Consider the following 23216-nt stretch of genomic DNA (forward strand, 5'->3'; position numbering starts at 1 on the left):
GGAACGCTTATTCTCTTATTATTCGGGGGTAAGTCAATCACAGAGAGCGTGCTAAGGTTACGACGAGTAAAGGGAGTCCATCGCACATGACTGAACGGGGAAAGCAGATGTCCAGAGCATTACTGATTATCGATATGCAGAAGTTTGTGGAAGACCGGATCAATAAAGGCGTTCATTTTTATCCGTCTGACGCTATCAGCAATATGACCGCCGTATTAAGCCAGTTCCGTAACAAACAGGCGCTGGTGGCCCACGTTGTTCACCAGACGCCCGACGAAGGCAGCGTGCTGCACCAGGATTCGCCTTTCTACCCGGTCCTCAGTGATTTTGCACCTACTCCCGACGAACACGTCTTCATTAAGCGGACCTCATCGGCGTTTGCCTCTACCGATCTTAAGCAGTATCTGGATGAGAAGGGGATCTCAGAGGTGGTGGTGATAGGCGCCGTTGCCGGTTTCTGCGTGAATTCTACCGTCAGACATGGGTCAGATCTGGGGCTGAAAATGACGGTGGTTAAGGATGCGGTGTTAAGCTTTGATTTACCGGACGCCCAGCGAGAAGAAAAAAATATTCATGACGTCACGATGAAACTGCTCGAGGCGGGCTTTGCGAGGATGGTTTTCGCTGACGATTGTTAGCACCTGATCCTGAACAGATCAGGTGCTACTGCATTACTGTTTCAGGATCTGCTCAAGCGTTGCCCCAATAGCCAGGATCTGCGCATCGCTACCGGGTAACCCGTCAATCTCAATCCCTACCGGCAGTTGGCTGGTGGGGCCATTGCCAATCGGCAGCGACAGACCCGGCAGTCGGGCATTACTTCCTGGATCCACATTGCGGATCAGCCGGGCAAAGTTCTCGGCCGAACTGACCTCATCGTTGGCCAACGGGGCGACCACAGGTGAAGTGGGGAAGATAAGCCCATCAAGCTCATTTTCGCGGAACGTGTGCTCATAGATTGCCAGCAGGCGGCCAATCCCCTGCGAAATAGCCTGGTCATACAGGGGCGGCAGTGGGGCAGGCTGGCCGTTAATGTCCGGGATTACTCCCGGAATAATGCCGTGTTCAAAAATGGCGCGCACGTCCGGACTGGCGATCTGCTGCACCACGTCGGCAAGCGTGAGCGGCAGATCCTGTTCCTGCAGATACTTAATCAAATCATGCTTACCTTCATGCATCACCACCGGGAACGAGACGGCGGCATTGGCCTGCTCAAGCTCGGGCATCTCCACGTTTATCAGGGTAATCCCGGCATCGCGAAGCATAGCCAGCGCCGCATGGGCCTGCTGGCTGACATCGTCATCCAGCGCTTGCCAGAAATAGTGCGCAATCCCTAAGCGGATACGGTTTGCCGGTTTGGGCGCAAGCACGGCAGAACCGGTAATCAGATGGTCGAGCAGGGAGATATCGCCGACGCTGCGCGCCATTGGACCTGCGGTGTCCCGCGTGTGTGAGATGGGGGTGATGCCCGTCTGAGGATAGCGTCCGGTGGTAGGGCGAAACCCCACGCAGCCGTTCAGGGCGCAGGGCTGGCGAACCGATGCCCCGGTATCGGTGCCGATAGCGACGGGAACCATGCTGGTGGCCACCGCCACCGCGCTGCCCGATGACGACCCGCCGGCTATTCGGCTCGGGTTACGGGCATTGCGTACTCCTTTGACCCCCGGCGAATGATATGCCGCGTTATAGCCGGTGACGCCAAAGGCAAGCTCATGCATATTGCTTTTGCCAATAATAATGGCGCCTGCGTCGATAAGTTTCTGGATCACCGGCGCGGAGGCTGTGGGGATAAAATTTTTCAAGGCCAGGGTGCCCGCAGTATTGGGTAATCCGGCCACGTGAATGTTGTCTTTTACGGCGATGGGCACACCGCCGAGCGGTAAGGGCGCGCCGCCCGCGGCGAGGTATTTATCCCAGGCTTTGGCCTGCGCCAGTGCCTGTGCGGCGTTGACCGTAATAAATGCATTCAGGTGCTCCTGGGCTTCTATACGGGATAAACAGGCACACACAAGCTGTTCGCTCGATATCTTTTGTTCGTAGATGAGCACGGCTGCGTCGGCGGCGCTAAGGGTGGATAAATCAGGAACGGTGTTTGCGAGGTCTGACGGATTTATTATTTTCATTGCGCTATTTCCAGACAGTGATAATCCGGATTATTTAGGCAGACCGGGCAGTCGTGCGCCATCCTCATTCCTGAGGATGGGCTAATGCTTCAGGCGGGAGGCCAGCTCGGTACGGTTTGCGCAGTGCAGTTTTCTTAACGCATGCTTCAGGTGCGTGCGAACGGTGGTGAAACTGATATTCAGCAGCCTGGCGACCTCTTTATCGCCCAGTCCTTTGCAAACCAGATTGACGACCTCCTGCTCACGGGCGGTTAACGGGGAGCGGGTCTGTTTGGGTAACGCCCGCGTAAACCAGGGTTCCAGCAATTGCAGAAGCCGTAATTCCCGCGAGCCGAATGCCGGTGCACCTTTCGCCCGCCAGATCCGCAGGTCACCGACATCTTCGCCGTCCCGTAAAAAGTAGACGTTAATCCCATGATGCATACCGCAGGGCTTGAGGAAATCGTGATAAAACGCGGTCTGTTTTAGCGCGCTGGCAGGCATCACGTCATCGACCAGAGTAGGCCGCTGTTTTGCCCGCAGCAGCGGAGTAATGGGATCGACATATTGCCAGGTGCTGGCATGTTCTTGCATCGCCTTGTCGTCAATGTTCCAGCTCACGCCTTTATGAGAGGTACCCGTAGCGGGGGACCAGATGTACGATGCGGCAAAATCGGCCTGCAGCAGGCTACAAACATTCTCCAGCGTCTCGCGACGTAAAGCATGGCTGTCCTGCCCGGAACCCAACTGCCACAGGATATGAGAGAACAGGTTGAGTTCGTGGTTGTTCAAATCATCAGTGCTATACATTCCCTGTGCCCGCAAAGTGGAATTCTGGATGTGAGTGTAGGACAGAGTGCTATCGGTGCCAGTTATCTTAAGTAAATAATATTAGTTACAACATACATAATAACCCTCTTTAAATAACACACCTGAACGCCGTGCCTCAGTACATCGCTTTACAGAGACTCAAGGGAATTTTTATCCGCCGTAGCGGATAATTTGAATTTAACCCCTACAGCGGTTATTCTGATTTTATCCCCTGTAGGGGATGACCTCAATTTATCCGCCACAGGGGATAACCATGAAAGTGACATCAGCAGACGCACTGGCTCAGGCGGTACGCGACCAGCGCAAAGTCAATAAGTTAACGCAAACCGCGACGGCTGAACAGGTAGGCATTAAACAAACTACGGTATCGGATTTCGAGAACAAGCCGGAATCGACCAAGCTGGAAACCTTGTTCAAAATCCTCTCGGCGCTGGATCTGGAACTGCACGTGGTGAAACGCGGGTCGACGCTGCCGGAAGGCAAAACCTGGACGAAGGAGTGGTAAGCAATGCGTGCACAAAGTCTGACGGTGGCCATGAATGGCGAGGTGGTGGGCACGCTGTACCGCGATAGCAGCGGGGCGATGTCATTTCAGTATACGCCCGGGTGGTTATCCGAACCCGGTTCGCGCGCCATCTCTCTGTCGCTGCCTCTGCAGCACAGCCGAATAAGAGGCAAGCAGGTCTACAATTTCTTTAGCAATCTGCTGCCCGATTCAGAAGCCATTCTTGCCCGAATGCAGGCCCGGTTCCAGATTGAGACTGCCCATCCTTTCGATCTGCTCGCCAGCGTCGGACGCGACTGCGTCGGTGCCATACAGCTTTACCCACCCGGACTGGACATTCCCTCGGTAATGGAGATTGTCGCCGAACCGCTGGACGAACAGCAGATCGAATCGATCCTGAAGGGCTATCAGATGTCGCCATTAGGGATGACGGAAGAGGGGGCTGATTTTCGTATTTCGCTGGCCGGTGCGCAGGAGAAAACGGCCCTGCTGTGGTATCAGAACCGCTGGCAACGGCCCCAGGGCAGTACCCCGACCAGCCATATTTTTAAGCTGCCGATCGGCAGAATCGAACAGAACAATATCGACCTGAGCGAGAGCTGCGAGAACGAGTGGCTGTGTATGCGCATTGCGAAAGCGTTTGGCTTTCCCGTCGCCCCTACCGAAATGGCGCGCTTTGGGCAAACAAAAGTGCTGGTTGTCGAGCGGTTCGATCGTCGATGGGCCCGGAGCGGCTGGCTGATGCGCCTGCCGCAGGAGGATTTCTGCCAGGCACTGGGCGTCTCTCCGGCGCTGAAATATGAGTCACATGGCGGGCCGGGGATCGCGGATGCCATGAAGTTGCTGCTCGGTTCACGGCTGGCGGCCCAGGATCGCGAGATGTTTTTTAAATCGCAGATCCTCTTCTGGATGCTAGCCGCCATCGACGGTCACGGGAAGAATTTCAGCCTGTTTATTGAGGCTGACTCCTCATTCCGAATGACGCCGTTATACGATGTCATCTCAGCCTTTCCGCTGTTTGCGGACGGCGGGATTCAGGCCAGAAAAGCCAAAATGGCGATGGCCCTGCAGGGCAAAAACCGGCAATACCATTTCGCCATGATCCAGCCGCGCCATTTTATCAGCACCGCAGCGCATGCAGGGTTTTCACCGGAGCTGGCTGAGCGCGCGATGCAGGAGATGGCCAACCGCACCGAAGAGGTGATCGCTCAGGTCACGGCAGAACTGCCAGCGGATTTCCCGACGCCTGTCCGCGAGGCTATTTTCAGCGGTTTAGCAAGCCAGGCGGCGCGGATCCTGCGCGGGACGGCGTAGGAACTTACCTGCCGGTTATCTGCGTCCGGCGGATTTCCGCCAACCGGAACCGCTCACGTATCAATGTCATCACGCGTTCGCAGACGGGCGGGAGTTCGCGGTCGGTTAAACGTAAAATGCCCAGCGTCAGGGTGATGGCAAGCGGTGGCGTGACGTGCAACTTCACCACCGTGCCTGCCGCCAGCGCTTCAAGCATCGAAATATCGGTAGCGATAAGTATCGCGTTGCTGGAGCGCATCAGGTGATGCACGAGCTGAAAATCATTACTCAACACGCCGAAATGTTCATAAAGCCCCGAAGTAAAACCGTACAGCGTTTCCATATGCTCGATGATGGCGGGATCAAAGTATCCGGCTGCAATCACCATTGGCCACGCTTTCAGCATCGCGATATCACTGTTTTTTGTCTGTGCCAGCGGATGCTGACTGCTGGCGTACCAGGCAAAACCGCAGGTAAAGAGACTTTCAACCACCAGATCTTGTTGATAGCGCGCAATACTTGCATCCCCAACGAACAGGTCAATTTGTCGGCTGCGTAGCATATTCAGCAGTGGGGCAGAGGTATCCACGCTGAATTTCACCTGCACCTCCGGTAGATCGCGCAGCATCGTATCCAGTAAAGGACAAATAAGTTCATCCATCAGGGAGGAGCCCATCCCCAGCGCGACGCGCCCCGATTCCCCGGTCTGCATCCTCTGTAAAAGCCGTTTTCCCTCATTCTCATTCATCAGCATGCGCCGCGCGGTGGCTTCCCATGCCAGCGCATACTGCGTCGGGCGCAGGCGGCGGTCGGTCCGGGTGAACAACGGCACGTTCAGCTGCTCTTCCAGGGCGCGAATACTGCGCGACAAGGCTGGCTGACTCAAATGCACGGCTTCTGCTGCGGCGCTCAGAGAGGCGTTCTCTATCAGGGCAATAAAGTGTTGCAACTGACGGGTATTCATAAGGGCTCCACTTGCACTTTATGCATGAAATTCGACATTAATCTGCAATTCACGAAATTAAAACAAATAAGTAACATTTAGATAAAGTTTGTTCAGCAGGAGATGATGATGCGAAAAGTACTCTCTGTTTTACCCCGGCCGGTTGTGGCGGTGATCTGCGATCGAATTCGCTATTTCGAGCATCCGGTGCATGCCGTGCCCGAGACCTATCTTCGCGCGTTGCATGAGTCGGCAGATGTAATGCCCCTGCTGATGCCGGTCAGCCCGGAGATGCTGGATTTGTCCACACTTCTGGCAACGGTAGATGGCGTGATGCTGCCCGGCAGCCCGTCGAATGTGGCTGCTGAACGCTATGGTGCTGAGCCGCTGCCCGAACACACGCTGAAAGATGAGTATCGCGACGCAACGGTTTTTGCCTTGTTGCCCCAACTGATTGCGCAGGGGATCCCCCTGCTGGCTATCTGTCGGGGCTTTCAGGAACTGAACGTCTTTTTCGGTGGAACCTTAAACCGCGCCGTGCATGAACGTCCTGACGCGCTGGATCATCGGGAAGGGGATCACGATCGTCCGCTAACGTGCTGGTACGAAGACCGCCATATCGTCGAGCTCACACCCGGCGGGCTGCTGGCCTCGCTGGCCGATACAACCACCCCGAGGGTCAATTCACTGCACCATCAGGGCGTAGAGACGCTGGGGAAGGGATTACACACTGAAGCACGCGCGCCGGACGGGCTGGTTGAAGCCTTTACCGCTCCGGATGCCCCCGGTTTTTTACTGGGGCTGCAATGGCACCCGGAAATGTCCCTCTGCCACAGCCCGTTTGCACGACAGATTTTCACTCGTTACGGCGATGCCTGCCGACAGCGCCAGCAATCCCGCTTACTTTCTGGAGAGAATAACAATGAATTCGAAGCTCACTGCGCCATCTCTGTTTAGCCATAACTATGCCGAGGCAAGGAGGGCGTTCCTGGCCGCTGCAGAGTCTCGCCGGTTGCCCGTCGACAGCTATATCCTCGATATGCCGGGGCACGACGGTGAAACGCTGGCAACGGATGTGGTGCTGGACGGGCCGAAGGATGCCGCGAATCTGATCATAACTATCAGCGGCGTGCACGGCGTAGAAGGGTATCCCGGCTCGGCCATCCAGCGCGGGCTGCTGGAGATGGGACCACTGGAGGCCAGCAATACAGCAGTTCTGCATGTGCATGCCATTAACCCGTGGGGATTTTCGTGGTCGCATCGCACCACCCAGGAGAATGTCGACCTTAACCGTAATTTTATCGACTTTTCCGCACCCCTGCCGGTGAATGACCGCTATGCCAACATTCACGATTTACTGTTGCCCGCCAGCTGGCCACCACCGGCAGACAGTGAAGAGCAGCTTCGCGGCATGGCAAAAGTCTGGGGCGATAAAGGCTACCAGTGCGCAGTAAGTCTGGGACAATACCGCTTCCCCGATGGCTTGCATTACGGTGGCGAAAAACCTACCTGGAGCAACGAGACCTTCCGCACCATTTTGCAGCACTATGCCACCCGCTGCCAGCGGATAGGTTCGCTGGATATTCACACTGGGCTCGGTCCTTATGGCTACGGTGAACGCATTTTTGGCTGTGAATACGAAGATGCATCCTTATTACGCGCCCGCGACTGGTGGGGCGATACCATCACCTCGGTGAATACCGGCAGTTCGACCAGCGTACCATTGACCGGGCCTATTCAGGCTGCGCTGTTCCGCGAATGTGAACAGGCGGAACAGACCAACATCTGTCTGGAGTACGGCACCTACCCGCAAATGCAGACCGTGCTGGCTATGCGCGGCGCACACTGGCTCACCCGTTATGGAAGCGGAGACTCACGGCAGTCTGCGGCAATTCGGCAAAGCCTGAAGGATGCATTCAATCCCCAGGATCCCTGGTGGCAAAACGAGATTTGGACACAGGGGAAACGGGTATTCCAGCAAGCGGTAGCAGGCATTAATCGCCACCCATAATAACGAACGCCTGGAGAGCAGCATGAGCCACATTACCGAAAATCCTGTTACGCAGCCCGTTCACTGGCGGGTCATTGCCGCGGCGGTTGCGGGCAACGCTTTTGAAGTGTATGACTTCGTGATTTACGCCTATTTTGCGGTGTACATCGGCCAGACATTTTTCCCGATCACCGGGGAATACGGCAGTTTACTGGTGGCTACCGCGACCTTCGGGGTGGGTTTTTTCACTCGTCCTCTGGGGGCGCTGTTTATCGGCAGCTATGCTGACCGCGTAGGACGTAAACCGGCGATGATTCTGACCGTCACGCTGATTACGCTGGGCACGCTGGGTATTGCTGCCACCCCAGGCTACGCCACCATTGGCATGGCGGCCCCGGTGATTATTGTGCTGTGCCGTCTGGTTCAGGGCATTGCTCTGGGCGGTGAGGTGGGGCCTGCGGCATCGCTGTTGATTGAAGCGGCGCCCGCGAATAAACGGGGGCGTTACGCCTGCTGGCAAATCGCCAGCCAGGGGATTGCCGTCACGGTTGGCGGGCTATTTGGGGTGATCATCACCACCTCGATGTCAGCGGAGAACCTGCAAAGCTGGGGATGGCGTCTGCCGTTTGTCTTCAGCCTGTTGATGGTGCCGCTGACCATTTATATTCGTCGTCATTTGCCGGAAACGCTGCCTGAGTCGGTCAAAAAAGAGCAGAACACCCTGCATCTGCTGAAAAGTATGTGGCGTGAACACCGCAGCTTGTTGCTGGTTGGGCTGGGCATCATGATGGTGGTGAGCGTGACGTCTCAGTTGATCAACTACATGACCTCATACGCCATTAAGGTGCTGCATCTGCATCCGGGCATTGCGCAGACCAGTATCCTGATTGCCGGACTGATCTCCTTTTTCGGGGCGCTGATCGCAGGAAGGCTGTGTGATAAGTACGGCCGCAAGAAAGTGCTGATCCTGCCGGTGTTAGTATTGAGCGTGGTGGTGATCCCGCTGTTCTCATGGCTGCATGACGCCCCGGACGCTGCACGACTGCTCACGGTGACCTTTGTGGTATCCACGCTGATTACCTTCCCGACAACCGCATTACTGGTGGTGGTGCCGGAGATGCTTCCCTCGCAGTTTCGCAGTACCGGCACATCGTTAATTTACGCGGTTGGGTCGGCATTATTTGGCGGGAGTACGCATTTTATTTTAACGGCGTTACTGGCCTGGACGAATCATCCTGTCGCGCCTGCCTATTACGTGCTGTTTGCCACCGCAATAAGTTTGTGCGCAATGTCACTGTTACCTGAATCGCGTCAACCCGCGATAAAAACCCAGTCCAGACTGACCTGACTGCATTGTGTAAACCGGCGTGATGATCAGCTAAAGGCCATTACGCCAGACTTCCGTGGTCTGACCTCCCATCCCTGAAAACACATCACCCTTTCCTCAGGCATAAATTAATGAGTCTGATAATCTAATATTCCCGAGAAAACTCAACCTCACGGAAGTAATAAGGCGTTTTCACCTGGCAATGCCAAATGGAAGGGCGTTAACTTAAAAACCTAAACTATCAATAACTTAACTCATATTGACATCAAAAAATTTTGTCCGGGCGTTATTTTCTATCTGTTACCCCCCCGTTACGCAGCATTGAATCCCAGAAGTATGAGAAAAAACTGACGACAAATTATTTTTAGCACATTACCTGCGGGCGTTTCCTGGAATATTTTGGAAACCAGTGTTAGATTTTTAAAGGCGTTAATTTTCCAGACCTATAAATATACGTTTTATTGCGTTGTCAATAATACAAAGGCGTCAGATTTATAACTATATTTATCACCGTTAAGTTCTGAGGCTTTATTTATTAAAGAATCATGAAGAAACACATTGAATGATACAGCTTACTCCTGCTCTGGCATAAGGATATAAAAAAGCTATGTTCAGCATTCGTCGGTCGACAAAAACGATAAATAACATCAGGTTGGTGGGCTGCATTTGTACCGCCGCCGTTCTTTTTCCTGTGCAGGCTCTGGCTGACACAGAAGAGTATGACGCTCTGGTGATGGAAGCCCGAGCCGGTAACACTAAACCGTTGCTGAATTATTTTCAGGCCCAGGAAGCGCAAAAAGCGCTGACCGCTGAGCAGGTGGCCGACTGGCTACAGGTCTCAAGCTGGGCGAATAACGATCAGGAAACGCTCAGGGTCTGGCAGCGATATCGTGGGCAAGTAGACATTCCCGCCCGCGGACAGGTTGCGGTGGCTCGCGTGCTGCGCAACGAGCAAAAATGGGGTCAGTCGCTGACGGTCTGGGAAAACGTATTACTCGCCGAACCCGAAAATGCCGACGCGCGTACCGGTTGGATAATGACTTTGGCCGACGCCCGGCGCAACGAAGAGGCATTAACCGAAGCCACAAAATGGCAGCAGCAGGAACCGGGCCCCGATCGCGATGCGCTGGTTGCTTATGTGTATCAGGCGCAAGGGAAGAACTGGGATGCTTTGCTCGCGGCAAGCCAGGCGCAGGTGGGGGATCCGCAAAATAAAAGCGCAAAATCCACCATGATCGGGGTACTGGCAGCCAACCGAATATCCGGTCCGGCGCTTCAGCTCTCGGATAATCTTACCGATTCTGATCCGATGAAACGCCGTCTGGAACTGGATGCCGCTGCGCAAATTGTGCGCTCGGCCTACACGCCAACGCGTAACGAAGCGGAGCGTTTTATTGTGGCCGACCGGGCTCTGGAACGCTACGATAAATTGCTTGCGGCGTGGAAAACGCTACCGGACGCGCAGGAGGATATCCGCCGCGCCCGAACCGATCGTATTGGCGCGCTGGTTATCCGCAAGCGTAACGCTGAGGCGATTGCCGAATACGAGGCACTGGATGCGCAAGCGCCGGTGCCTTCCTACGCTAAACGCTGGGTCGCCACCGCCTACCTGAATCAACAGCAGCCCGCAAAAGCCGAAGCACTGCTGATGAGCATTTATTATCCAACCGGGCCGCTTCCCCAGACGCCGCTTAGCCCGGAAGATGAGCAGGAGCTGTTTTTCGCCCGCATCGATAATGAGAACTTCGAAGCGGCTAAGCTCCAGGTCGATGATTACATCAAGAAGAGTCCCTATCTGCGGCGCATTTATGGTTCCCCGACGCTGCAGCCAAACGACAACTGGCTGACCGGCCAGATGATGCTCAGCCAGTATTATATCGCCACCAACGATCTGCCTGCCGCCGAAAAACAGGCCGAGCATTTAGCGCGCACCGGCTCCGGGAGTCAGGGACTGCGCATCACCTATGCCTCGGTACTGGAGGCGAGAGGACTGCCGCGCAAAGCCGAAGTTGAACTAAAACTTGCCGAAGTGCTGGAGCCAAGCAACCTTGAGCTGGAACGCCAGCAGGCCTATGTCGCTCTGGATCTGCAGGAGTGGAAGCAGGCAGATGAGCTGACCGATGACGTCATCGCCCGTAGCCCGGATGATACCTCAACGCTGCGGCTGGCGCGTATTCGTGACGTCCACAAAATGGCCGAACTGCGGATCAACGGTTATCAGGGTATTTCGTCCGACAGTCCGGTCAGCGGTAAACACGACTTCACCTTAAATTCGGCGATTTACAGCCCGCCGATTAACGATAACTGGCGCCTGTTTACCGGCTTCAACTTTGCCACCGGCGAGTTCGAAGAAGGGAAGGGGATCAGCCGCGATCTGGCGGCCGGTGCCGAATGGACCTCCCGTGATTACTGGGCCGAAATGGAAATCTCCGGTCGCAACTACGGCGATGGGCAAAAGATAGGTGGGCGTCTGTCGGGCTGGCATGACTTTAATGACAACTGGCGGGTAGGGGCCTCGGCCGAGCGGCTGGCGCGCAGCACGCCTTTGCGTGCCCTGCGCAATAACGTCAGCGCCAATGGCGGCGACGGATACATTCGCTGGTATCAGAACGAGCGGCGCGAATACCAGCTCTCTTTTGCCGGATCGCATTTCTCCGATGGCAACGACCGTATTGAATACGGTCTGAGCGGCAAAGAGCGCCTGTGGACCAAACCGCGCTTTACCCTGGATTTCATCCCGGCAATCAGCGGCAGCGTTAACAGCAAAGAAGACGTGCTGTATTACAACCCGAAACAGGACTTTACCATCGTGCCGGGGCTGAGTGCGGAACATGTTCTGTATCGCCTGTATGACACGGTCTGGACACAACAGCTTACCGCGGGGGTCGGCAGCTACTGGCAGCAGGATCACGGAACGGGTGTGGTCACCCAGCTGGGGTACGGACAGCGTATCCAGTGGAATCATGTGGTGGACGGCGGGTTGATGCTGACCTGGGATAAACGTCCGTACGATGGCAAGCGAGAGCGGAACATCGCCATCGCTTTCGATTTGAACGTCAGGTTTTAGGGGCCGACTATGTTAAAGAAAGGGCTGCGCTCGACCTTGCTCATCGCCGGATGGATACTGATCACCGCCTGCGGTGGGGCGAACACGCCGCGCTATGATCCCCCGGCGGACAGGGCCCCACTGACCGCCGATCACGCCTGGCCGAAAAACAGTTTTCTGGTGATCGGCTATCACGATGTGGAGGATAATGCGGCCGACCAGCGCTATCTGTCGGTGCGCACCAGCGCCCTGAACGATCAGATGGCCTGGCTGCGCGACAACGGCTATCACCCGGTGAGCGTGCAGCAAATCCTCGATGCGCACGACGGCAAAATCGTGCTGCCAGAGAAAGCCGTCCTGCTGACCTTCGATGATGGTTACAGCAGCTTTTACACCCGGGTCTGGCCGCTGCTGAAATCCTACAACTGGCCTGCGCTGTGGGCGCCGGTCGGGAGCTGGGTGGACTCACCGCCCGGCAAGCCTGTCAACTTTGGCGGCTTGATGACGCCGCGCGATAAATTTGCCACCTGGCAAATGGTTAAGGAGATGGGGGAGTCGCCGCTGGTTGAAATTGGCGCCCATACCTGGGCTTCGCATTACGGCAGCACGGCTAACCCGCAGGGCAGTCAGCAGCCTGCCGTCGCCAACCACCTCTACAATAAAGCCACCAAACAGTATGAAACGGACGCGCAGTTCAGCCAGCGCATTAATACCGATCTGGATCTGATTACGCAAAAAATCACTGAGGTCACCGGCAAAGCACCGCGCGCCTGGGTATGGCCTTATGGTGCCGCGAGCGGAACCACCTGGCAGATCGCGAAAGAGCACGGCTATCAGATGGCGTTCACCCTGAACGAGGGACTGGCTAACGCCGCCAATCTGGACGATGTGCCGCGTATTTTGATCTCCGATAACCCGTCACTCCAGCGCTTTGCCGCCCAGGTGGCACAGGTACGTGAGCCGCGCACGATGCGGGTGATGCACGTCGACCTCGATTATGTTTACGATAAGAACCCGGATCAGCAGCGCAGAAATATCGACAAGCTGATCCAGCGTGTTTATGACATGCGTATCTCGCATGTTTTCCTGCAGGCCTACGCCGATCCGAAAGGTGACGGCAACATCCGTGAGCTGTACTTCCCTAACCGCTGGCTGCCGATGCGCGCCGACCTGTTTAACTATCTTGCCTGGCAGTTACAGACCCGTGCCGGCGTGGAGGTTTTCGCCTGGATGCCGGTGCTGGCATTCGATCTTGATGGTTCCATCCCGCGCGTCATGAAATGGGATCCGGACACCCACCGCAGCGCCGTTGACAAACAGCAATATATACGTCTTTCTCCCTGGAACGCCGAGGCGCGTAAACGTATCACCGAGATCTATCAGGACCTGGCAACGCACGCCAGCTTTAAAGGGATCTTGTTCCACGATGATGCCTTCCTGACTGACTTTGAAGATGCCTCGCCGGATGCGCTGGCTGCTTACCGGGCCGCCGGGTTCCCGGGCGACATCGGGAAGATTCGCGATAACCCCCAGATGTTTGAACGCTGGACGCGGTTCAAGAGCCGCGCCCTGATCGACTTTACTCTCCAGCTCACCCGGGCCACGCAGGCGATTCGCGGCCCGCAGGTGAAAACGGCGCGCAACATTTATGCCATGCCAGTACTGGAGCCGGAGAGCGAGGCGTGGTTTGCGCAGAACCTCTCCGATTTCCTTGGCACCTATAACTGGACGGCTCCGATGGCGATGCCATTGATGGAGAAAGTGCCACTTGATGAGTCCAATGCCTGGCTCGATAAACTGGTCAATGCCGTTGCCCAACATCCTGGCGCACTGGACAAGACCGTGTTCGAGCTGCAGGCGCGCGACTGGCGACAACCCGAAGGGCAAAGTGAAATCAGCGGTACACAGCTGGCCGACTGGATGCGTCAGCTGAAGCTGAGCGGGGCGGTCAACTACGGCTATTACCCCGATGATTTCATCAACGATAAACCTGAGATGTCAGAGGTTCGATCGACATTCTCCTCATTCTGGTATCCGCAAAAATGACCGATCGCATTGTCGCTTTCCTCATCCTTTGCCTGATGTTCAGCCTGCCTCTGAGCGTGGCCGTCATCTTTACCGGCGAAGTGATGCTGAACTTTATTTTCTTATGGCCATTGTTTATGTCTGCCCTGTGGATGAGCGGCGGGCTTTACTTCTGGTTCTACCGTGAACGTCACTGGAAGTGGGGGAAAGACACGCCTCCGCCGGTGCTGGAGGGATCGCCGCTGATTTCGATCCTGATCCCTTGCTATAACGAAGGAGATAACGCCAGGGAGACCATCGAAGCGGCGCTTGCGCAGCGCTATGAAAACATTGAAGTGATCGCCATTAACGACGGTTCAAAAGATAACACCGGTGAGGTACTGAACCAACTGGCGAGCGAATACCCGCGGCTACGGGTGATTCATCTGGCCGAAAATCAGGGCAAAGCTGTGGCGTTGAAAACCGGCGCGGGCGCGGCACGCAGTGATTTTCTGGTTTGTATCGACGGGGATGCGTTACTGGATCGTGACGCCGCAGCCTATATGGTGGCGCCGCTGCTGCAGTTCCCACGCGTGGGTGCCGTAACCGGGAACCCACGGGTTCGGACCCGTTCGACGCTGATTGGCCGGGTGCAGGTTGGCGAGTTCAGCTCGATCATTGGCCTTATCAAACGCACCCAGCGCGTGTACGGCCAGGTGTTCACCGTCTCCGGCGTCATTGCCGCGTTTCGCCGCCGGGCGCTGGCGGAAGTCGGGTACTGGAGTCCGGACATGATCACCGAGGACATTGATATCAGCTGGAAGCTGCAGCTCCGGCACTGGTCGGTATTCTTTGAACCGCGCGCGCTGTGCTGGATCCTGATGCCGGAGACGCTTAAAGGACTCTGGAAGCAGCGTCTTCGCTGGGCGCAGGGCGGCGCTGAAGTGTTTATCGTCAATATGCGCCGCCTGTGGGCCTGGGAATATCGCCGGATGTGGCCGCTGTTTGCCGAGTTTTGCCTGTCGACCGTCTGGGCTTTTTCTTACGCAATCAGCATTCTGCTGTTCCTGATGGGGCTGATACTGCCGATGCCTGAAAGCCTGTACGTTCACCATCTGTTCCCACCGGGCTTTACCGGACTGATGTTGGGCGTGGTGTGCCTTCTGCAGTTCCTGGTCAGCCTGCTGATCGAACGGCGCTATGAGAAGGGCATTACCGCCTCACTGTTCTGGATAATCTGGTTCCCGGTGGTGTATTGGGTGCTGAGCTTGTTTACAACCCTTGTCGCATTCCCGAAAGTCATGCTGATGCGCCAGCGCGGCAGAGCTCGCTGGGTCAGTCCTGACCGTGGTATTGGGAGAATCAAATCATGAATCAACCGCTGATCTTTACGGAACGTCGTCGAATGCCCAGACTGGTCGATGTTGCGCTCACGCTGCTCGCCTGGGGTGTCTTTATCTGGCTGATTTATAACGGCCTGGCCTTAGCACTGGACCGTTCCCATCAGACGGAGATAAGACCTTTCTTCATTACGCTCGACACACTGACTATTTATACAGTAGTTGCGTTGTTCAATGGCCTGGTGCTGATCGGCTGGGCAAAATATAACCAGTATCGCTTCCGCATAGAGCGCCGCCGCCGTAAAGCAGGGCTGGAAGAGCCTGAACTGGCAACCAGCCTGCACATCTCTGAGAACCTGACTCACCAGCTGAGCGAGGCCAGGGTGATGACGGTTTATCACGATGACAAGGGCGACATCGACCATATTGAAGGCGTCGGGCCGGCGCAGGACGATGCGTTGCTGCCGGAAAATGTCATCAGGCTGGATTCGTTATTCGCCCATGACCATCACCGGGTTGTTATGTAGCCATAACAACGTTGAGCAAAGCGCTGCCCACGGAGCCGGGCAGGTGAGCAGCGCTTTGCTATCGATATCTCACATCTCATTACTTCATCTTTCCTGAAAATAATATATTTCACTGCTTCTCGCCTGGCGCTTCGTTTAAACGAAGCCGCTAAAACCTCTCCTCGGTAATATAAGCAATCATTAAATTCAGCAAGGGCTATTATTAATGTTGATGGTTAGTTTTAACAAATCATTAACCTATTTTATTATCCTGATAATACTGAAAACAGTGGAGATTAAAATGACTAATTATCAACATGTTGAAGAAAGAAGAGTCGATCCGCTTTACCCGGCGATTAATCCGCTTATCCATAAGAGAATCTCATGGAGCGCGGTATTTGCAGGCGTTGTAATATCCATCGTTGTTTATCTGTTATTAATGATTTTAGGTTCGGCAATCGGGGCGACCACAGTAGACCCTTTGCAGGAAGAGCGTCCTCTTGAAGGCTTAGCCACCGGGGCCGCCATCTGGATCGGAGTCAGTATGATTATCTCTGCCGCCGTCGGCGGATATGTCAGCGGCTGGCTGGCCCACCGTCACGGTTCATTACATGGCGTATTAGTTTTTGGTGTGAACACGCTTATTTGTACCGCATTTTTAATCATGCTTGCCAATAATGCGACCAGTGGTGCTATTAGTGTGGTGGGTTCAGGAATGCAAACCGTCGGCAGCAGTATTAAAGCCGTTGCACCTTCCGTCACGCAAATGGCGAAGGAAAAGTTAGCGGAAAATAATATCAACCTTGACGATTTCCAGAATCAACTGGAATTAACATTAAGACAGACAGGTAAGCCAGAATTACAACCCGAAGCGCTTGAACAGAATGCGAGCAATGAAGCGAACATGGCGCAACAAAACATGAATCAAGGCGGGGATGTCACCCGGTTTATTAAAGGATTAACGGACCGAAACAGTGCCACCTTTGAAGCAGCCGATCGTCAGGCGCTGAAAAACATCATCATGGCCAGAACCGGCAAGAGTGATGCCGAAGCGGAGCAGATGGTCGATCAGGCGCAGAAAAATTATCAGGTTGCCCGTCAGAAATATGAAGAGCTGAAAAAACAGGCCGAACAAAAAGCGCGGGAAGCGGGCGAGAAAGCCGCCGCCGCCGCCGCGAAGGCCAGCTGGTTTAGTTTCTTCATGTTGGTGGTTATGGCTATCGTTGCTGGCGCGACAGGCGCTGCCGGTTACCATCGTCAACACAAGGTGGTTGTGACAACGCATCAGGTTTAGTGATTAAGATGCGGTGTCTTATCGCTCCGTGAGAATGCAGGAGAAGGGTTCTCACGGAGTCATGATTTGTAATGCCGAACGTCATCATCCCTGAACATCCCTCGCAGAACCCGTTATCAACACCCAATCCCTTCAAACTCATTAAAGTAACGTGCGGTTTTCCTGCCATTTCTGATGAGGTAGGGCGTAATTCAAAATCGATCATGCGCATGCTGTCACCAGACACAGATCCAGGGGTCAAAGCGTTTATGGCCGTAGTGAAAGCCGCTGAACGGCAATCTATGAAAATGGTTTAACAGGAGGCCCGGCCAACGCGCTGGGTTTTTATGCCGATGTAAGAAGTAGGTTGTGCACAGAGCAGTGAAGGAGGAGGAGTGATTAAGGTTAGAAGTGTCTTGTTAGACCTGCGTCGTTAACCTGGATCGTATTTAACATAATATACATTATGCGCACCAACATGAAGCCAGGCAGAATCCAGCATTTTTCAGTCCTGATGACCCTGGTCGTTAATAGCCTCCAGCATGGTTAAATAAATCCGACCGTCTGCTGTTTTAAACAAAAATTTACCCACCAGCATGGTTATTTTTAATTTTGTCGACCATGCTTTTTATAACTATAGAATCAGTCACTTCTGATGCTGCCAGCGCCATCGGCTCTCTCATACCAAGGATGCGTAAATGCGCAATGCACTTGTTCCCATCGCTGTTGCTGTGGCCATGTTTGTGTTGGGTGTTTTTATTTTAAGTACACAGCTCTGGTACTCTGCGCGCGCCGACAGCTTTACGGGGGCCAGGTATGCAATAAAAAATATCAATGCGATCCTTGATGAAGCGCGGCTTGCCACCCGCACGGCAATGAAGATTGCTGCGAAAGGCTGTGAGCTGGATGAACAGTATCAGCTGGGTATCGAGGCGGCCCTTCAACCCCATCTCAGAACTATCATCATTCTCAGACAGGGAAAGGCCTGGTGTTCGTCCCTTCCGGGTAACCGTGTGTTGCTGGTGAATGTTTCTGCGTTACCGGATTCGCAATTGCTGCTGGTGCCTGCCAGAAGCTCGGTCAATGAACGTCCCGTTCTGCTATATCAAACGAACGTCGAAGAAAGTCGGATGGTGGTCACCATCAGCGACCACCATCTACGGGATGCCCTGAATATCCCGCTAAAAGATGTCCGGTATTCATTAAGAGTGGGAAATAACGTTATCGGGATAACCGGCGACGCGATGATGGTAAAAGACACGCAACATCCCACTGGACACGTTCAGGCCACAGATTATCCCTACCGCATCGAGTTCACCCCTCCCCCATTTTTTAGCCTGCAGAGGTTAATTAACCAGGCCGGAGCCGTGTTATTTTTTTTACTGCTGATGTCCTGCCTGGCGGCCTATATTCTGCATAAGTACTTGAATAAAAATACCCTGCCGGAAGAGTCATTGCGTAGAGCGATTGCCAGAAATGAGATCGTCCCTTTTTATCAGCCGATCGTAAACGGTAAAGCAGGCACATTGCGCGGTGTGGAAGTGCTGGCCAGATGGAAGCATCCGCAGGCAGGCTATATTTCTCCGGCGTCGTTTATCCCGCTCGCAGAAAAGTCAGGGTTAATTGTGCCACTCACGCAAAGCCTGATGGCGCAAGTGGCGGCAAATATGAACCTTATTGCCAGCAAGCTGCCGGAGGGATTTCATGTGGGGATTAACTACAGCGCGTCTCATATTTGTACCCCCACCTTCGTGGAAGAGTGCTTAAAATATAAAGACAGTTTTACCCGGCACGATTTGAACCTGGTTATTGAGCTCACGGAGCGTGAGCCGTTGGATATCAACGACCATCTCGTCCAGACCCTGAACCGACTGCATGAAAACGGCTTTGCCATTGCGCTGGATGATTTTGGTACCGGATACTCGGGTCTCTCATATCTGTATGATTTGCATATCGATTACATCAAGATTGACCAAAGTTTTGTTGGCCGGGTCAATGCGCATGAAGACTCGACCCGAATTCTGGACTCGGTGCTGGACCTGGCGCGCAAACTCTCGATTAGCATCGTGGCCGAAGGCGTGGAAACGCAGGAGCAACTGGACTATCTCAACCGCAATGACATTACCTTTCTGCAGGGCTACTACTTCTATAAACCCGTCCCCTTTACGGAGCTGATCAAGATTCTGTTATCCAAACCGAACGTCAGAGTAAGGGTTGAGTAACCCTTATCATCCTGCCGGTTTATACCGCCGCTGCAGCGTCGCATCCAGCTTGCGTTGCAGCGGTTCCGGGACGTCGCCCTCAATCAATTTGCCGATTAAATCAAAGCAGTGCCACGCCAGTTGGCGATTATCCTGGCGGATGGTATCAATGGGGATGGCCAGGGAATCGTACAGGTAGTGATCGTCAAAACTTGCCAGTCGCATATCGCTTTGCAACAGATTGTGTTGGCCCATGTAACGCAACACGCCTTCCAGTAACCCACAGGCGGCAGTGAAAACGGCCTTAGGTGGACGACCCAGCTGTGCGCACAGCGCGGCGAACATCTCGTAGCCGGAACTTGGATGATAGTTCCCATGAACTATCCATTCCGGGCGCAATGTGACGCCGGCCTGCTCTAACCCCTGTTTAAATCCCTCTAAACGGTCGCGCGTGGGTGAAAGTCGCGGCTGTCCACCCAGAAAATAGATTTCATCCGGATGCTGGCGAGCAATGTCGGCGACGAGCGCTTTGGTCGGGGTTATGGAGTCGGTAATGACCTGCGGTAACGAGCTGTCGTTCATATGCCTGTCAAACAGCACGATGGGCAGCTGTTCGCTGAGTTTTTGGTAGTCAGTATCATTCAACATGCTGGAGGCCACAATCAGGCCATCAACCTGGCGGGAAACCATATTGTTCACCACCACGGTTTCTTGTCCCGGATTTTCATCCGTACAGGAGATAAGCAACTGGACACCGGCTTCGCGGCACAGCGTCTCCAGCTCATGAGAAAAATCAGCAAAGCCGTAGTTGGTGATTTCTGGCACGACCAGTCCAATGGTATGGCTACGGTTATCCCGCAGCGATCGCGCATGAATGCTGGGCTGATAGTGATGCTGTTTGGCAATGGCCAGCACGCGGTCGCGGGTCTCTTCCGCGACACGTAATTCTTTGCTGCGACCATTCAAAACCAGACTGGCGGTCGCTTTCGATACGCCCGCCAGTTCTGCTACGTCTTTAATAGTGATGCGTTTTGTTTTTCTCACAACGACTTAGATCCGGCTGCCAAAACCCTCATTCTACCATGCTGGCGCGAAGCGACCAGTAGCGTAATGTGATGGCTGACGCACCTTCGAAGCCTATTTGCGCCGGATGGTGCGGGAAATAGCGACTGCTCATAACGCCCTCACCTTCATTGACGAAAATTTCCACGCTGGAGCTGTCGCACAACACGCGCAGAGAGGTGACCTTCCCCTGCCAGTAACGCGTCAACATGTCGTCGTTGTGCAGGCTTTTTCGTTCCAGCCTTATTCCCTTTTCATCCAGGCTGAGCCACAGCGTGTTGGCGAAATTCACCTTAACCGGTGCGTCCGCTCTAAGCTCAAACTCAAGGCGCGTTGCGTCCAGCAGCGGCGCATTGTCTGCAGATCCTTGCCAGCTGTGTTCTGTCTGGCGTAGCTGTTGCAACTCCTGAACCGGCGTTTGCCACAGTTTCCCCTCGCGGAAGTGCAACTCTCGCGGACAGGTCATCTGATGGATCCAGCCATTTTCGCGCGTTGGCTGTAACATCTCCTCCCCGTCCGGGACGCCCATCCAGCCAATCAGGATCCGACGTCCATCAGCCGCTAATGTCGTTTGTGGGGCATAAAACTCAAACCCGGCATCCAGCTCTTGCAGCTCGCCATGCGTAAAGGTGGCCGGGTCATAACGAAAATCTCGGTGCATCCAGGTCGCGGGATAGGTATTGAGATAGCGGTGTGGCTCGCGTGCGAGCCCCTGCGGACAGCAGATCAGCACGTGCGTACCGTCCAGCTCGAACAGATCCGGACATTCCCACATGTAGCCCGCGTTTTGCAGGCCGTTTACGCCATGACCCGCTATTTCGCCGCGGGGCTGCCAGCTGCGCAAATCAGCAGACTGGTACAGCAGAACCTTGCCGCGCTTTTGTAAATCCTGTGCGCCCAACACCATGTACCAGTGACCCTCGTGCTGCCACACTTTGGGGTCGCGCACATGACCAGTGTACCCTTCCGGCAAGGCGAGTACGGGACCGAGCTTATCAAAACCTCCGGTCTCGTTTTGTACCGCCAGACATTGCCATGCGGTGCGACTGCCGTCATCGAATTTGACGTTACCGGTGTAGCACAGCGTTAATACACCCTGATCATCCACGGCGCTGCCAGAGTAGCAGCCGTTACGGTCATACTCTTCATCAGGCATCAGTGCCATGGGTTCATGCTGCCATTGCACTAAATCAGCCGAACTCCAGTGGCCCCAGCATTTATAGCGATGATCGCATCCCAGCGGGTTCCACTGATAGAAAAGGTGGTAACGCCCGGCAAACCAGATAAACCCGTTGGGATCGTTCATCAATCCCGTAACCGGTGCCAGATGCCACCGGGGATAATCATCGTCAGCCAACGCCTGCGGTTGGCCTTTCATAACGGCCTGCAGTACCGCAGGCCAGCGAGAAGGCATCGTCATTATTCAGAGTCCGTTTTGTACTTCAGCAGTAAAGAGAGGGCAAAGGCGACGCCAAAGGCAATGACCATGCCGATGATATAGTTCAGCAGCGAGTTCGCCTGCACAATCGCCATGCCGGGGATCGCCGTCAGTCCCACGGCCGTCATATACACATGCACTGAAACGACCCAGGCTCCGCCCGCTGCACCGCCAATCAGCGCCGCGATAAACGGCTTCACAAAGCGCAGGTTAATACCGAAGATGGCTGCCTCGGTGATCCCCAGCATGGCGGAAAATGCAGACGGCAAGGTAATCGCTTTAATCTTCACATCTTTGGTTTTGAACCATACGGCCAGACACGCCCCACCTTGCGCGACGTTCGCCATCGCCCAAATCGGCAGCAGGAAGTTAACCCCAATCGACGGATTGCCCAGCAATCCGGCTTCGATAGCGTGGAAGCTGTGGTGAATACCGGTAATCACTATCACCGAGTACAAACCACCGAATAACAGCCCTGCCAGCCAACCCGCATGCTCAATCAAGGTGCTCAGTACCAACGAGATACCGTCGCCCAATGCGCGACCCGCCGGGCCAATAATCAGCAACGCAATAAAACCGGAAATAATGACGGTGAAAAACGGTGTCAGGATCAGGTCCAGCGCGTCGGGGATCACCCGGCGAAGTTGTTTTTCGACATGGCTCATAAACCATACCGCTAACAGTACCGGGAATACCGTCCCCTGATAGCCGATCATGGCAATGTCGAGACCAAAAAAGTTCATGGTATGGAAACCCGACGCCACGCCCCAGGCGTTGGTCAACGCCGGATGCGTCAGAATCCCGCCCAGAGTCGCCCCCAGGTACGGGTTACCGCCAAATTCGCGGGCGGCGGTAAAACCAATCAGGATCGGCAAAATAATAAACGCCGCGGAACTGCACATGTCGAGCATGATGTAGATGGCGTTATCGGCATTCACCCAACCGTACGTTTTTACCATCCCCAGCAGGCCCATCAACAGACCCGATGCGACGATAGCAGGGATAATCGGCACGAAAATATTCGACAGCAGGCGTGCGATACGCTGGAACGGATTCAGCTTGCGCGCCGCAATGTCGGCAGCTTCAGACTTGGTGGACTCACCTATTCCCGCGGCCTGAATAAAGGCAGCATAGACTTTATTAACAACGCCGGTGCCGAAAATAATCTGCATTTGACCCGCGTTGCGAAAACACCCTTTGACCCCTTCGACCTGGCCTACCGCCTGCTGATCGGCCAGCGCATCGTCAACCAGTACCAGACGTAAACGCGTGGCACAGTGCGCCGCGCTGGCAATGTTCTCTTTTCCACCGAGCAGCGGAATCAGCGCGCGGGCAATATTATCGAAATCCATAAA

At 54.6% G+C, this 23216-nt stretch carries 19 protein-coding genes; 13 read left to right on the plus strand and 6 right to left on the minus strand.

Annotation, left to right across the window (positions count from 1 at the left end; genetic code table 11):
• Nucleotides 1-107: 107 nt before the first annotated feature.
• Nucleotides 108-638: an isochorismatase family protein gene (locus M8014_RS03140; RefSeq protein WP_271281086.1), complete on the plus strand. Its 531-nt coding sequence runs from the start codon at nucleotides 108-110 to the stop codon at nucleotides 636-638.
• A 33-nt stretch (nucleotides 639-671) separates the two neighbouring features.
• Here M8014_RS03140 and iaaH read toward each other — a convergent pair whose 3' ends face one another.
• Nucleotides 672-2123, minus strand: coding sequence for an indoleacetamide hydrolase (gene iaaH, locus M8014_RS03145; protein ID WP_271281087.1), 1452 nt, complete (start codon nucleotides 2121-2123; stop codon nucleotides 672-674).
• Nucleotides 2124-2204: 81 nt separating this feature from the next.
• Complete coding sequence (locus M8014_RS03150) at nucleotides 2205-2912, minus strand: response regulator transcription factor (RefSeq protein ID WP_271281088.1); 708 nt, start codon at nucleotides 2910-2912, stop codon at nucleotides 2205-2207.
• A 274-nt stretch (nucleotides 2913-3186) separates the two neighbouring features.
• Here M8014_RS03150 and M8014_RS03155 point away from each other — a divergent pair, with 274 nt between their 5' ends.
• Both M8014_RS03155 and M8014_RS03160 read left to right on the plus strand, forming a co-directional pair.
• Nucleotides 3187-3438 (plus strand): helix-turn-helix domain-containing protein, encoded by a 252-nt coding sequence (locus M8014_RS03155; RefSeq protein ID WP_271281089.1) that lies wholly within the window; start codon nucleotides 3187-3189, stop codon nucleotides 3436-3438.
• 3 nt (nucleotides 3439-3441) lie between these two features.
• A complete protein-coding gene (locus tag M8014_RS03160; protein ID WP_271281090.1) occupies nucleotides 3442-4752 on the plus strand; it encodes a type II toxin-antitoxin system HipA family toxin in 1311 nt (436 codons plus the stop codon).
• Nucleotides 4753-4756: 4 nt separating this feature from the next.
• Here M8014_RS03160 and M8014_RS03165 read toward each other — a convergent pair whose 3' ends face one another.
• The gene (locus tag M8014_RS03165) at nucleotides 4757-5695 is read right to left on the minus strand and encodes a LysR family transcriptional regulator (RefSeq protein WP_271281091.1); all 939 of its coding nucleotides are present in this window, start codon (nucleotides 5693-5695) and stop codon (nucleotides 4757-4759) included.
• Nucleotides 5696-5803: 108 nt separating this feature from the next.
• Here M8014_RS03165 and M8014_RS03170 point away from each other — a divergent pair, with 108 nt between their 5' ends.
• The 10 genes from M8014_RS03170 to M8014_RS03215 all read left to right on the plus strand — a co-directional run bounded on the left by M8014_RS03170 (nucleotide 5804) and on the right by M8014_RS03215 (nucleotide 19382).
• Nucleotides 5804-6631, plus strand: coding sequence for a gamma-glutamyl-gamma-aminobutyrate hydrolase family protein (locus tag M8014_RS03170; RefSeq protein WP_271281092.1), 828 nt, complete (start codon nucleotides 5804-5806; stop codon nucleotides 6629-6631).
• Complete coding sequence (locus M8014_RS03175; RefSeq protein ID WP_271281093.1) at nucleotides 6597-7685, plus strand: M14 family metallopeptidase; 1089 nt, start codon at nucleotides 6597-6599, stop codon at nucleotides 7683-7685. Before M8014_RS03170 ends, M8014_RS03175 begins: the two co-directional genes overlap by 35 nt.
• 22 nt (nucleotides 7686-7707) lie before the next feature.
• Nucleotides 7708-9012: an MFS transporter gene (locus M8014_RS03180; RefSeq protein ID WP_271281094.1), complete on the plus strand. Its 1305-nt coding sequence runs from the start codon at nucleotides 7708-7710 to the stop codon at nucleotides 9010-9012.
• Nucleotides 9013-9598: 586 nt separating this feature from the next.
• On the plus strand, nucleotides 9599-12058 hold the full coding sequence (gene pgaA / locus M8014_RS03185) for a poly-beta-1,6 N-acetyl-D-glucosamine export porin PgaA (protein ID WP_271281095.1): 2460 nt from the start codon (nucleotides 9599-9601) through the stop codon (nucleotides 12056-12058).
• A 9-nt stretch (nucleotides 12059-12067) separates the two neighbouring features.
• Entirely contained in the window at nucleotides 12068-14083 is a 2016-nt protein-coding gene (pgaB, locus tag M8014_RS03190; protein WP_271281096.1) for a poly-beta-1,6-N-acetyl-D-glucosamine N-deacetylase PgaB, read from the plus strand.
• Nucleotides 14080-15414 (plus strand): poly-beta-1,6-N-acetyl-D-glucosamine synthase, encoded by a 1335-nt coding sequence (gene pgaC / locus M8014_RS03195; protein ID WP_271281097.1) that lies wholly within the window; start codon nucleotides 14080-14082, stop codon nucleotides 15412-15414. Before pgaB ends, pgaC begins: the two co-directional genes overlap by 4 nt.
• Nucleotides 15411-15908 carry a poly-beta-1,6-N-acetyl-D-glucosamine biosynthesis protein PgaD gene (gene pgaD, locus M8014_RS03200; RefSeq protein ID WP_271281098.1) on the plus strand — a complete coding sequence of 166 codons (498 nt, stop codon included), beginning with the start codon at nucleotides 15411-15413 and terminating at the stop codon, nucleotides 15906-15908. Before pgaC ends, pgaD begins: the two co-directional genes overlap by 4 nt.
• Before the next feature lie 280 nt (nucleotides 15909-16188).
• Nucleotides 16189-17181 (plus strand): hypothetical protein, encoded by a 993-nt coding sequence (locus M8014_RS03205; protein ID WP_418939595.1) that lies wholly within the window; start codon nucleotides 16189-16191, stop codon nucleotides 17179-17181.
• A gap of 71 nt (nucleotides 17182-17252) precedes the next feature.
• On the plus strand, nucleotides 17253-17477 hold the full coding sequence (locus tag M8014_RS03210) for a hypothetical protein (protein ID WP_271281100.1): 225 nt from the start codon (nucleotides 17253-17255) through the stop codon (nucleotides 17475-17477).
• A 381-nt stretch (nucleotides 17478-17858) separates the two neighbouring features.
• Entirely contained in the window at nucleotides 17859-19382 is a 1524-nt protein-coding gene (locus M8014_RS03215; RefSeq protein ID WP_271281101.1) for an EAL domain-containing protein, read from the plus strand.
• A 6-nt stretch (nucleotides 19383-19388) separates the two neighbouring features.
• On the opposite strand, the gene M8014_RS03220 is transcribed toward M8014_RS03215, so the two are convergent.
• From M8014_RS03220 to M8014_RS03230, 3 genes are read right to left on the minus strand one after another with little or no spacing between them, the layout of a single operon-like run.
• Nucleotides 19389-20405, minus strand: a complete 1017-nt coding sequence (locus M8014_RS03220) for a LacI family DNA-binding transcriptional regulator (protein ID WP_271281102.1) — start codon at nucleotides 20403-20405, stop codon at nucleotides 19389-19391.
• A 28-nt stretch (nucleotides 20406-20433) separates the two neighbouring features.
• On the minus strand, nucleotides 20434-21843 hold the full coding sequence (locus M8014_RS03225; RefSeq protein WP_271281103.1) for a sucrose-6-phosphate hydrolase: 1410 nt from the start codon (nucleotides 21841-21843) through the stop codon (nucleotides 20434-20436).
• Complete coding sequence (locus M8014_RS03230; RefSeq protein WP_271281104.1) at nucleotides 21843-23213, minus strand: sucrose-specific PTS transporter subunit IIBC; 1371 nt, start codon at nucleotides 23211-23213, stop codon at nucleotides 21843-21845. The genes M8014_RS03225 and M8014_RS03230 overlap by 1 nt, the downstream gene beginning before the upstream one ends.
• Nucleotides 23214-23216: the final 3 nt, after the last annotated feature.

The organism is Silvania hatchlandensis, from assembly GCF_025564065.1.
In the GTDB taxonomy this organism is placed as follows: domain Bacteria; phylum Pseudomonadota; class Gammaproteobacteria; order Enterobacterales; family Enterobacteriaceae; genus Enterobacter; species Enterobacter hatchlandensis.

Excerpts from the sequence above, each read along its gene's own strand:
- M8014_RS03210 (WP_271281100.1), top strand. The coding sequence starts at position 17,253 with ATGCCGAACGTCATCATCCCTGAACATCCCTCGCAGAACCCGTTATCA.
- M8014_RS03150 (WP_271281088.1), bottom strand. The coding sequence starts at position 2,912 with ATGTATAGCACTGATGATTTGAACAACCACGAACTCAACCTGTTCTCT.
- M8014_RS03225 (WP_271281103.1), bottom strand. The coding sequence starts at position 21,843 with ATGACGATGCCTTCTCGCTGGCCTGCGGTACTGCAGGCCGTTATGAAA.
- pgaC (WP_271281097.1), top strand. The coding sequence starts at position 14,080 with ATGACCGATCGCATTGTCGCTTTCCTCATCCTTTGCCTGATGTTCAGC.
- M8014_RS03215 (WP_271281101.1), top strand. The coding sequence starts at position 17,859 with ATGCGCAATGCACTTGTTCCCATCGCTGTTGCTGTGGCCATGTTTGTG.
- M8014_RS03180 (WP_271281094.1), top strand. The coding sequence starts at position 7,708 with ATGAGCCACATTACCGAAAATCCTGTTACGCAGCCCGTTCACTGGCGG.
- M8014_RS03165 (WP_271281091.1), bottom strand. The coding sequence starts at position 5,695 with ATGAATACCCGTCAGTTGCAACACTTTATTGCCCTGATAGAGAACGCC.
- M8014_RS03230 (WP_271281104.1), bottom strand. The coding sequence starts at position 23,213 with ATGGATTTCGATAATATTGCCCGCGCGCTGATTCCGCTGCTCGGTGGA.
- iaaH (WP_271281087.1), bottom strand. The coding sequence starts at position 2,123 with ATGAAAATAATAAATCCGTCAGACCTCGCAAACACCGTTCCTGATTTA.
- M8014_RS03205 (WP_418939595.1), top strand. The coding sequence starts at position 16,189 with ATGACTAATTATCAACATGTTGAAGAAAGAAGAGTCGATCCGCTTTAC.
- pgaB (WP_271281096.1), top strand. The coding sequence starts at position 12,068 with ATGTTAAAGAAAGGGCTGCGCTCGACCTTGCTCATCGCCGGATGGATA.
- pgaA (WP_271281095.1), top strand. The coding sequence starts at position 9,599 with ATGTTCAGCATTCGTCGGTCGACAAAAACGATAAATAACATCAGGTTG.
- M8014_RS03170 (WP_271281092.1), top strand. The coding sequence starts at position 5,804 with ATGCGAAAAGTACTCTCTGTTTTACCCCGGCCGGTTGTGGCGGTGATC.
- M8014_RS03160 (WP_271281090.1), top strand. The coding sequence starts at position 3,442 with ATGCGTGCACAAAGTCTGACGGTGGCCATGAATGGCGAGGTGGTGGGC.
- M8014_RS03155 (WP_271281089.1), top strand. The coding sequence starts at position 3,187 with ATGAAAGTGACATCAGCAGACGCACTGGCTCAGGCGGTACGCGACCAG.
- pgaD (WP_271281098.1), top strand. The coding sequence starts at position 15,411 with ATGAATCAACCGCTGATCTTTACGGAACGTCGTCGAATGCCCAGACTG.
- M8014_RS03175 (WP_271281093.1), top strand. The coding sequence starts at position 6,597 with ATGAATTCGAAGCTCACTGCGCCATCTCTGTTTAGCCATAACTATGCC.
- M8014_RS03140 (WP_271281086.1), top strand. The coding sequence starts at position 108 with ATGTCCAGAGCATTACTGATTATCGATATGCAGAAGTTTGTGGAAGAC.